The organism is uncultured Amnibacterium sp. (genome assembly GCF_964245895.1).
Taxonomy (GTDB): domain Bacteria; phylum Actinomycetota; class Actinomycetes; order Actinomycetales; family Microbacteriaceae; genus Amnibacterium.
In genome coordinates this window covers 1-9,427 of record NZ_CAXTOQ010000136.1, presented here as the reverse complement: position 1 = coordinate 9,427, position 9,427 = coordinate 1, and the positions used below count along the sequence as shown (strand labels likewise).

Genomic DNA, 9,427 nt, shown 5'->3' with positions numbered 1-9,427 from the left:
CTGCAGGTCTGCCAGACCTACAGAACGAAAGGAGGGTCAGCGGGGGAGGGCCTGCGCCAGGTCGTCCCAGAGGTCCTCCGGGTCCTCCAGCCCGACCGAGAGGCGCACCAGCCCCTCGGGGATCGTCGGCGCCTCGCCCGGCCAGCGCCGGCGGCGCTCGAGGGTCGACTCGACGCCACCGAGGCTGGTCGCCGCCCGCCACACCCGCACGCCGCGGACCAGCGCGTCCGCCGCCTCCGCATCGGGCAGCACGATCGACACGATCGCGCCGAAGCCCGGGTACCGGGCCTCCACGACGCTCGCGTGCCCGCCCAGCCGCGCCAGCAGGTGCTGCGCCGTGGCCTGGGCCCGCTCCAGCCGAACGGGCAGCGTGCGCAGGCCGCGCAGCGCGAGGTACGCCTCGAACGCGGAGGGGATCGCGCCGCCGAGCGCGCGCGCCGCGGTCACCCGCTCCACCAGAGCCGCGTCGCGGGCGACGACCGCGCCCATCAGCAGATCGCTGTGCCCCGCGAGGTACTTCGTGACCGAGTGCACGACGAGGTCGGCGCCGTGCTCGAGCGGGCGCTGCAGCATCGGCGTCGCGAACGTGCTGTCGACCGCGACGAGCGCCCCGGCCGAGTGGGCGCCGCGCACGACGGCCGGGATGTCGGCCAGCTCGAGCGCGGGGTTGGTGGGCGACTCCAGCCACACGAGGGCCGCGCCCTCCGCGGCCGCGACCACCGCCGCCGTGTCCGTGACGTCCACCCACGCGACCCGCAGCACGCCGCGCGACTCGAGCTCGCGCAGGCGCGCGACCGTGCCCGTGTAGGCGTGCCGGGGCGCGACGACGAGGCCGCCGGGCGGCACCAGCTCGAGCACGGCGCCGATCGCCGCCATCCCTGAGGCGAACGAGACGCAGGCGCCCCCCTCCAGGTCCCCGAGCGCCGCCTCGAACGCGGTCCACGTCGGGTTGGCGTAGCGCCCGTACTCGAGGTCCCCGAACGAGCCGTAGGTGGAGGCGAGCACCACGGGCGGGTTCAGGGGCGCGTCCGGCGCGGCCGGCGGGCGGCCGGCGCCGACGGCGCGGGTGGCGAAGCGGAGCGGGCGCGGGCTGTCGTCCATCCCGCCATCCTCCCGCGGGGTCTCGGATCCCGCTTCGAAGGAACGTCTGCGGGGCGGTGCGGATGTTCCTGCAAAACGGATGCGTGCGGATCCGTAGGGTCGGGGCATGGTGCGGATCGCCGGGTCGCCGATCGCGGGCCTGGTCGCCTTCTCCGCGGCGACGAACCTCGGTGTCGCCGGACGCGCGTTCGCGCTACCCGTCGAGGACCCGCGGGTCTCCGCGATCGTGCGCGGGTTCGGCGGGCGCGCGGAGGAGGACGCGGCCGTCGGCCTCTCCCGCGAGGGCTTCACGCTCCTCGGTGCCGAGGCTCCCGGGCCGGGCGCGGACGACCGGATCGACTGGGCGCGGCGGTGGATGCCCGCCTCCGCGGCTGCAGCGGCCCGGCTCGACGCCCGGGTCGGCGGCCTCCGCATCGGGATCTCGATGGTCCTCGAGCCGAAGACCGCGGTGCTCGCGCTGCTGCTGGCGGAGGCGGGCGCCGAGGTCGCCGCCTTCGCCTTCGCCGCCGAGACGGACGACGCGGTCGCGGACGCGCTGCGGGGACGCGGGATCGCGGTGCACGCCTCCGCGACCGCGACGCCGGCGGAGGAGCGCGCGGCGGCGCTCGCGCTGCTCGACGGGCGCCCCCGGCTGCTCGTCGACGACGGCGCCCACGTGATCCGCCTCGCCCACCGGGAGCGCCCCGACGTGGTCGCCGGCCTGATCGGCGCGACCGAGGAGACGACCAGCGGCGTGACGCCGCTCCGTGCGATGGCCGCCGACGGCGAGCTGCGGATCCCCGTGGTGGCGGCGAACGACGCGGTGACGAAGACCTGGTTCGACAACCGGCACGGCACGGGGGAGACGTGCGTGCTCGCGATCGCCCGCGCGCTCGACGACGACCTCTCACGGTCCCGGGTCGCGGTCGTCGGGTTCGGCCCGGTGGGCGAGGGCGTCGCCGAGCGCCTCCGGGTGCTCGGCGCGGACGTCGTCGTGGTCGACCTCGACCCGCGGCGCGCGCTCGCGGCCCGGTTCGCCGGGTACGCGACCGCGCCGGTCCTGACGGCGGTGCGGGACGCGGACCTCGTCGTCTCCGCGACGGGCGTGCCCAGCACGATCGACGGCACGGTGCTGGCCGCCTGCCGGGACGACGCCGTGATCGCGGTCGCGGGCGGGGCGCCGGAGGAGGTGCTGCCGGCTCCCGGCACGCAGGTCGAGCGCCTCGCGCCGCACGTCGAGCGCCTCCGCCTGCCCGGCGGCCGCTCGGTCCGCCTGCTCGCGGGCGGCGACTGCGTGAACATCGTCGCGGGGGAGGGCAACCCGATCGACGTGATGGACCTGTCGTTCGCGGTCCAGCTCGCGTCGATCCGGCTGCTGCTCGAGCAGCGGCTCCCGCCCGGCGTGCACCGCCTTCCGGAGGAGCAGGACCGCGCCGTCGCGGGCCTCGCGATCGGCGGAGGCGAAGGGCGCGCGTCCTCCCCGGCGGGCCTCGTCGACTGGCGGCGGACGCGGTTCGACCTCGGGCGCTGAACCGCCTCGCGCTGCCGGCTCCGGCAGGGTCCGTCGGTTCCGGCAGCGTCGGCGGCCGGATCCCGCTGCCGGACCCGACGCAGGCTGCCGCATCCGACGGGTCGCCGCCGCGGCCCGAACCGGCCGCGCGGGTTCCCTAGGCTCTGGCCGTGCCAGGAGCGATCGCCGACCCGCCGATCGTCGTGCACTCCGCCGACCTCGTCGTGCCGATGACCGCCCCGCCGATCCAGGGCGGCGCCGTCGCGGTGCAGGGCGGCCGCATACTGCACGTCGGCACCCGCGCCTGGGTGCTGGACCTGCTGCGGGAGGAGGGCCGCGACGCGGTCGAGCGCCGCACCGACGGGGCGCTGCTGCCCGGCCTGATCAACGCGCACACGCACCTGCAGTACACGCGGATGGCGCAGGTCGGCGCCGGGCGCTACCGCGGCTTCGACGACTGGGCCGACGCCTTCACCCTCGTCTACGAGCAGGGTCAGGACTGGGCGGACGCGGCGCGGGAGGGCACCGCGCGCCTCCTCGCCGCGGGGGTGACGGCCGCCGCCGACGTCGTCACCGATCGCGCCGCGGTCGCCGCCCTCGCCGACGCGGGCCTGCACGGCATCGCGTACTGGGAGGTGATGAACTGGACGAACGCGGCGTGGCGCCGCGGCGGCCGCGACCAGGTCGTCACCGAGCTCGAGCGCGTCCCGACGACGCCCGGCTCCGGGCTCTCCCCGCACGCGCCGTACTCGCTCGACGCGGAGCCGCTGCTCGACATCCCCGACATCGTCCGCGCGCACGGCGGCCGCCTCCACATCCACCTGGGCGAGTCGCACTTCGAGGGCGCGCGCCTCACGGGCCCGGACGGGGAGTCGCACCTGGACTGGCGGTTCGCGGGCGTGGAGAGCTTCCGCGCACTGCGGAGCGCGGGCTACGGCGCCTCCGCCACCGAGTTCGTCGACCGCCTCGGCGTCCTCGGGCCCGACTGCCACGTCGCGCACGGCGTGTACATGGCCGCGGAGGACCGGGCGCTGCTGCGCGCCCGCGGCACCTCCGTCGCGCTCTGCCCGCGGTCGAACGAGGTGATCGGGCTGGAGGCGCCGCCGATCGCCGCCTACCTCCGCGAGGGCAGCCCGATCGCGGTCGGGACGGACTCGCTCGCATCGAGCCCGTCGCTCGACCCGATGGCGGACGTCGCGCTGCTCGCCCGGATCGCGCGCGAGCAGGGCTACGCGGCGGACGACCTGCACGAGCGGCTGCTGGCCGCGGCGACCTTCGGCGGGGCGCGGGCGATGGGCGTCGACATCGGGCGCGACCGCCTCGGGCACCTGGCCGTCGGCGCGGTCGCGGACCTGGCCGGCTTCGCGATGGCGGTCGGGTCGGTGGCCGACGCGCTCGCCGAGCTGGTGGAGGCGGCGCCCACCGAGCGGCTCGCGGTCGTGGCGGGGGTCGTGCGGCACGACGGGCCCGCAGTCCCGGACGAGTGGTCGGAGGAGGACGGATGAGCGCAGCGCGCGCGGTGCGCCGGGCGGTCGACGGGACCGTGATCGAGCAGCTCGACGTGCCCGCGCGGGCGGCGGCGCTCGGGCTCGAGCCGCATCCGGAGGGCGGCTGGTACCGCCGCACGTGGACCGCCTCCGCGGCGCTCGAGACCGGCGGCGGGCGGCGCCCGGCCGCGACGCTGATCCTGTTCCTGCTGCCGCCAGGGGAGGCGTCCGCGTGGCACACGGTGACCTCGGACGAGATCTGGCTGTGGCACGGGCCCGACCCGCTCGTGCTCGAGCTCGGCGGCACGGGCGAGCGGCCGGAGGCGACCGAGCGGATCGTGCTCGGCCCGGACCGCGCCCAGGGCCTGGTCCCGGCGGGCGCGTGGCAGCGCACGCTGCCGTCCGAGGGCGAGGCGCTGGTCAGCTGCGTCGTGAGCCCGGGCTTCGACTTCGCGGACTTCGCCCTCGAGCCCTGACCGCACACTTGCCACTTTCTGCACGCGGCACGGGGTGTCGGATGCGAAAAGTGGCAAGCGTGCGGTGCGCGTGGGTCAGGACTGCAGCACGCGGACCACGTTGCCGGAGGGGTCGCGGAACGCGGCGTCGCGCGGGCCCCACGGCTGGTCGGCCGGCTCCGAGACCACGTCCGCACCGGCGGCGACCGCGCGGTCGAACAGGCCGGTCAGGTCGTCGGTCGCGAAGACCCACGGACCCAGCACGCCCTTCACGACCAGCTCCTCCAGCGCCTCCCCGTCCGCGGGCGAGCGACCCGCCTCCGGCCCGGAGAGCACGATCTGCGCGCCGTCCGCCTCGCCGAGGGTGATCCAGCGCTGGCCGCCGGAGGCGACGTCCTGCGCGACCGGCAGCCCGAGCGCGTCGCGGTAGAACGCGAGCGCGGCCTCCGGGTCGGAGACGGTGATGGGGGAGTAGCGCAGCGAGATCGGCATGGCCCCGACGCTAGGCGGCGGTGCCGCCCGCCGCTTCTCGGATCCTGCTCGTCCGCGTCCGCGTCGGGCGCAGCAGGACCCGGGCGGTGCAGTCCGGCATCTGCGCCTCCGCCGGGTGCTCGGCGGCCCGGTACGCGGACGGGGTGCGGCCGACGACCTCGGTGAACCGGGTCGAGAACGAGCCCAGCGACGCGGCCCCGACCGCCATGCACGCCTCCGTCACGGTCGCGCCGGCCCGCAGCATCGCGCACGCCCGCTCGATGCGCCGCGTCATCAGGTACTGGTACGGCGTCTCGCCGTACACCGCACGGAACCGGCGGCTGAAGTGGGCCGCGGACAGGTGCACCGACGCCGCGATGGCCGGCACGTCGAGCGGCTCCGCGTACCGGCGGTCGATCAGGTCGCGGGAGCGTCGCAGCAGCACCAGCTCCTGCCGTCGCTCCGGGGTCATGGTGTGGCAGGGTACCGCCGCCTCGCGGATCCGCAGTTCCTGGCCGACACGCCGCTCCGGGCGCCCGAGCCGCGGCGCGTCTCCGCGGTTCTGCGGATCCGCGAACGGTCGGTCAGCGGGAGGGGGCGAGCGGCGCCTGCGCGGAGAGGGTCGCGCTGCGGATCGCGGCGCTCAGCGACTCCACCGCCTGCCGGGGCGCAGCGGGGTTCGACAGCAGCCGGAAGTCGACCGCGCCGAGCCCGGGCAGGCCGAGCCGGATCTCCACCTTCTGCAGGTCGGAGGGGATCAGCGAGTGCGCGAGCACCGCGATCCCCAGCCCCGCCCGTGTCGCGGCGAGCATCGCGTTGATGTCGCGGACCGTACAGGCGATGCGCCAGCGTCGGCCGGCCGCCTCGAGCGCGTCGATCGCCATCTGCCGGGTGAAGCTCGGCGCGCGGTGCACGATCAGCGGCACCCGCTCCTCCTTCACGAACGGCTCGGGGTCCTCGGCCGCCCACACGAACTGGTCGCGGAGCACGAGCGCGCCCTCGCCCGCCTCCACCGACGGCTGCTTCACGAACACCAGGTCGAGGTGCCCCGCCGCGAGCCGGCGGGTGAGCACGACGCTCTGGTCCACCGTCAGCTCGAGGTCGACCTGCGGGTTGAGCCGGCGGAACTGCCGCAGGATGCGCGGCAGCTGGGTGATCGCGAGGTCGTCGGCCGTGCCGAACCGCAGGCGGCCGCGGGTCGGGGAGGAGCGGAAGTACGACTCCGCGTCGGCGTGCGCCCCGAGGATGCGGTGCGCGAAGCCAGCGAGCGCCTCCCCGGACTCGGTCAGCCGCACGCCGCGCGTCTCCCGGACGAACAGCGGGCGCCCGACCTCGTCCTCGAGCCGGCGCATCTGCTGGCTCACGGTCGGCTGGCTGATGCCCAGCTGCTGAGCGGCGACGGTGAAGCTGCGGCCGCCGGCGACGGCGAGGAAGGTGCGGAGCAGGGCGGGGTCGTACACGGCTCATCCATTCGAAGATCCAATGGCGGATATCGAACTCCATCGGCTCGGCGAATGCCAGCCCCGCCTACCGTGGAACGCGGTCATGTCCTCCGCGCTCTCGTTCCCCGCCCGCCTCCGTCCCGCCTTCAGCGGCTTCGCGCCGCTGTCCGTCCCGAACTACCGCCGCTTCGCCGGCTCCAACGTGCTCGCCATGAGCGCCACGTGGATGCAGCGGATCGCGCAGGACTGGCTCGTCCTGCAGCTGACCCACAGCGTCGCCGCGGTCGGGATCACCACGGCCATGCAGTTCGCGCCGTCGATCCTGTTCGGCCTGCACGGCGGCATCGTCGTCGACCGGTTCCCCCGGCGCCGCCTGCTGATGGTCACGCAGTCCCTCGTCGGCCTGGTCAGCGTCCTCCTCGCGGTCGTCGCGCTCACCGGCGCCGCGACCGTGTGGATGGTGTGGGCCGCCGCGTTCGCGATCGGCTGCGTCACCGTGGTCGACAACCCGGGCAGGCAGGTGTTCGTGGGCGAGCTGGTCGGCCGCGCCCACCTGAAGAACGCGCTGAACCTCAACGCCGCGATCTTCCAGCTGGGCGCCTTCATCGGCCCGGCCGTCGCCGGCGGGCTGATCGGCGCGGTCGGCGGCGGGTGGGCGTTCGTCGTGAACGCGGTCGCCTGCGGCGTCACGGTCGTGATGCTCACCCGCCTCGACGAGCGTGCGCTCGTGCCGGTCCCGCCGCCCTCGCGGCGGCCGCACGCGCTGCGGGAGGGGCTCGCGTTCGTGCTCCGGACCCCCGCGATCCGCTACTCGATCCTGATGCTCGCGTTCCTCAGCGTGTTCACGCTGACGATGCCGGTGCTGCTCGCCGCGTTCGCGACGCAGGTGTTCCACCTCGGCGCCTCCGGCTACGGGCTGTTCAACTCCCTGATCGCGGTCGGCGCGGTCGCCGGGGCGGTCGCCTCCACGCGGCTCACCGCGCTGCGGCTGCGACTCGTGGTGCTGTGCGGCACCGCGTGGGCCGCGGTGCTCGCGGTCGCGGCGCTGATGCCGACCGTGCAGACCTTCGGCGTCGCGCTCGTCGCGACGGGCATCGGCAGCCAGTACTTCTTCCAGACCGGCAACCCGCTCGTGCAGCTGAGCACGCTGCCGGAGGTGCGCGGCCGCGTCATCTCGGTGTGGGTGCTCGTCGTGCTCGGCGGGCAGGGGATCGGCGGGCCGCTGATGGGCGGCATCGTGGACGCGGTCGGCGCGCGCGGCGGCATGCTCGTCGCCGGTCTGCTGCCGGCCGTCGCCGGCGTCGTGCTCTCGATCCTGCTCGCGCGCCGCGGCTCCCTGAAGCTGGCCGTGTCGGCCCATCGGCCGCTGGTCGCGATCACCTCCCGCTGATCCCGCTTCGAAGGAACTGCTCGCCCGCGGGCCGCGAAGCTCCTTCACAACGAAATGTGACGGGCCGAAACACGACTGTGACCAGCGGTCGCTAGGGTCCGGGCCGTGATCCGTCGCCGTTCCCTGCTCGCCGCCCTCGGCGCCGCCGCCACCGTCGTCGCCCTCACCGCCTGCAGCGGCGGCTCGACCGGGGGTGCGTCGACGACCACGTCCGCCCCCGCGGCAGCGAGCGGCGCCGCGCTCACGACGGTCACCGCGGGCAAGCTGACGGTCGCCACCGGCCAGCCCGCGTACTCGCCGTGGGTCGAGGACGACAGGCCCGAGTCCGGCAAGGGCTTCGAGTCCGCCGTCACCTACGCGGTCGCGAAGCAGCTGGGCTACGCCGCGAGCGACGTCGTGTGGGTGCGCTCCAGCTTCGACTCCGCGATCACGCCCGGCGCGAAGCCGTGGGACCTGAACATCCAGCAGTTCTCGATCACCGCGGACCGCAAGAAGGCCGTCGACTTCTCCTCCCCGTACTACACGACGACGCAGGCCGTCGTGACGTCGAAGGGCTCGAAGGCGGACGGCGTCACGACCATCGCGGGCCTGAAGGGCCTGAAGATCGGCGTCGCGACCGGCACCACCAGCTACACCGTCGTGAACGCGGAGGTCGGCCAGCCCGCCGTCTACACCTCGGTCGACGACGCCGTGCAGGCGCTGAAGACGAAGCAGGTCGACGCGGTCGTCACCGACCTGCCCGGCGCGTTCTACATCGCCGGCGCACAGCTGGACGACGGCGTCGTGACGGCCCAGTTCGCCTCCACCGCCGGCGGGGACCAGTTCGCGTTCGTGCTGCCGAAGGGCTCCGCGAACACCGCGCCGGTCAGCGCGGCCGTGGACGCGATCACGAAGTCGGGCGAGCTGAAGGAGATCACCGACAAGTGGCTCTCCTCCGAGGTGGACGTCCCCGTCCTCCAGTGAGTAGCGTCCCCTCCGCCGTCGAGGTCGAGCGGCGCGCGTTCCGGCGGCAGCGGTCGATCCGCTCCGTCGCGATCGCCGTCGGCTCGTCCCTCGTCGTCGTCCTGGCGGTGTGGGTCCTCGTCGTCAACACGAAGGGCTGGGCGGTCGCGCAGCAGACCTTCTTCGACCCGGCGGAGGCGGCGAAGACGTTCCCCGCGGTGCTCGCCGGCATCTGGGTGAACGTCTACGTGCTGTTCTTCGCCGCGATCGGCGTCGCGGTCTGCGCGACGCTGCTCGCGGTGGTCCGCACCCTGCGCGGACCGGTCTTCGCGCCCCTCCGGTTCCTCGCAGCCGCCTACACGGACCTGTTCCGCGGCGTGCCGATGATCGTGCTGATCTACCTGGTCGGGTTCGGCATCCCGGCGCTCGGGGTGCTGCCGCTGATCGACCCGCGCATCCTGGGCGGCGTCGCGCTCGTGATCGGGTACTCCGCCTACGTCGCGGAGGTGCTGCGCGCAGGCATCGAGTCCGTGCACCCCTCCCAGCGCCTCGCCGCCCGCTCGCTGGGGCTGACCTACGGGCAGACGCTGCGGCTCGTCGTGCTGCCGCAGGGCGTGCGCAGGGTCGTGCCGGCGCTCGTCAACGACTTC

General features: G+C 75.0%; 10 protein-coding genes. 6 read left to right on the top strand and 4 right to left on the bottom strand.

The features are described from left to right. Window positions 1-36: 36 nt before the first annotated feature. Complete coding sequence (locus tag ACFE60_RS15090; RefSeq protein ID WP_375389686.1) at window positions 37-1,101, bottom strand: trans-sulfuration enzyme family protein; 1,065 nt, start codon at window positions 1,099-1,101, stop codon at window positions 37-39. A 106-nt stretch (window positions 1,102-1,207) separates the two neighbouring features. On the opposite strand from ACFE60_RS15090, the gene ACFE60_RS15085 reads away from it, so the two are divergent. The 3 genes from ACFE60_RS15085 (at window position 1,208) to ACFE60_RS15075 (ending at window position 4,553) form a co-directional block, all read left to right on the top strand. Continuing rightward, window positions 1,208-2,611, top strand: a complete 1,404-nt coding sequence (locus ACFE60_RS15085; protein ID WP_375389685.1) for an adenosylhomocysteinase — start codon at window positions 1,208-1,210, stop codon at window positions 2,609-2,611. Between the two features lie 149 nt (window positions 2,612-2,760). Beyond that, a complete protein-coding gene (locus ACFE60_RS15080) occupies window positions 2,761-4,095 on the top strand; it encodes an amidohydrolase family protein (RefSeq protein WP_375389684.1) in 1,335 nt (444 codons plus the stop codon). After that, window positions 4,092-4,553 (top strand): cupin domain-containing protein, encoded by a 462-nt coding sequence (locus ACFE60_RS15075; protein WP_375389683.1) that lies wholly within the window; start codon window positions 4,092-4,094, stop codon window positions 4,551-4,553. The genes ACFE60_RS15080 and ACFE60_RS15075 overlap by 4 nt, the downstream gene beginning before the upstream one ends. Before the next feature lie 75 nt (window positions 4,554-4,628). Here ACFE60_RS15075 and ACFE60_RS15070 read toward each other — a convergent pair whose 3' ends face one another. The 3 genes from ACFE60_RS15070 to ACFE60_RS15060 form a co-directional block, all read right to left on the bottom strand. Beyond that, window positions 4,629-5,024 (bottom strand): VOC family protein, encoded by a 396-nt coding sequence (locus ACFE60_RS15070; RefSeq protein ID WP_375389682.1) that lies wholly within the window; start codon window positions 5,022-5,024, stop codon window positions 4,629-4,631. 10 nt (window positions 5,025-5,034) lie between these two features. Beyond that, the gene (locus ACFE60_RS15065; RefSeq protein WP_375389681.1) at window positions 5,035-5,475 is read right to left on the bottom strand and encodes a helix-turn-helix transcriptional regulator; all 441 of its coding nucleotides are present in this window, start codon (window positions 5,473-5,475) and stop codon (window positions 5,035-5,037) included. A 112-nt stretch (window positions 5,476-5,587) separates the two neighbouring features. Then, window positions 5,588-6,463 carry a LysR substrate-binding domain-containing protein gene (locus tag ACFE60_RS15060; RefSeq protein WP_375389680.1) on the bottom strand — a complete coding sequence of 292 codons (876 nt, stop codon included), beginning with the start codon at window positions 6,461-6,463 and terminating at the stop codon, window positions 5,588-5,590. Between the two features lie 85 nt (window positions 6,464-6,548). On the opposite strand from ACFE60_RS15060, the gene ACFE60_RS15055 reads away from it, so the two are divergent. The 3 genes from ACFE60_RS15055 to ACFE60_RS15045 all read left to right on the top strand — a co-directional run. Then, entirely contained in the window at window positions 6,549-7,835 is a 1,287-nt protein-coding gene (locus ACFE60_RS15055; RefSeq protein ID WP_375389679.1) for an MFS transporter, read from the top strand. A gap of 105 nt (window positions 7,836-7,940) precedes the next feature. After that, window positions 7,941-8,798 carry an ABC transporter substrate-binding protein gene (locus ACFE60_RS15050; protein WP_375389678.1) on the top strand — a complete coding sequence of 286 codons (858 nt, stop codon included), beginning with the start codon at window positions 7,941-7,943 and terminating at the stop codon, window positions 8,796-8,798. After that, on the top strand, window positions 8,795-9,427 hold a 633-nt coding region (locus ACFE60_RS15045; protein WP_375389677.1), incomplete at its 3' end, for an amino acid ABC transporter permease. The genes ACFE60_RS15050 and ACFE60_RS15045, both read left to right, overlap by 4 nt.

Excerpts from the sequence above, each read along its gene's own strand:
- ACFE60_RS15090 (WP_375389686.1), bottom strand. The coding sequence starts at position 1,101 with ATGGACGACAGCCCGCGCCCGCTCCGCTTCGCCACCCGCGCCGTCGGC.
- ACFE60_RS15085 (WP_375389685.1), top strand. The coding sequence starts at position 1,208 with ATGGTGCGGATCGCCGGGTCGCCGATCGCGGGCCTGGTCGCCTTCTCC.
- ACFE60_RS15075 (WP_375389683.1), top strand. The coding sequence starts at position 4,092 with ATGAGCGCAGCGCGCGCGGTGCGCCGGGCGGTCGACGGGACCGTGATC.
- ACFE60_RS15070 (WP_375389682.1), bottom strand. The coding sequence starts at position 5,024 with ATGCCGATCTCGCTGCGCTACTCCCCCATCACCGTCTCCGACCCGGAG.
- ACFE60_RS15065 (WP_375389681.1), bottom strand. The coding sequence starts at position 5,475 with ATGACCCCGGAGCGACGGCAGGAGCTGGTGCTGCTGCGACGCTCCCGC.
- ACFE60_RS15055 (WP_375389679.1), top strand. The coding sequence starts at position 6,549 with ATGTCCTCCGCGCTCTCGTTCCCCGCCCGCCTCCGTCCCGCCTTCAGC.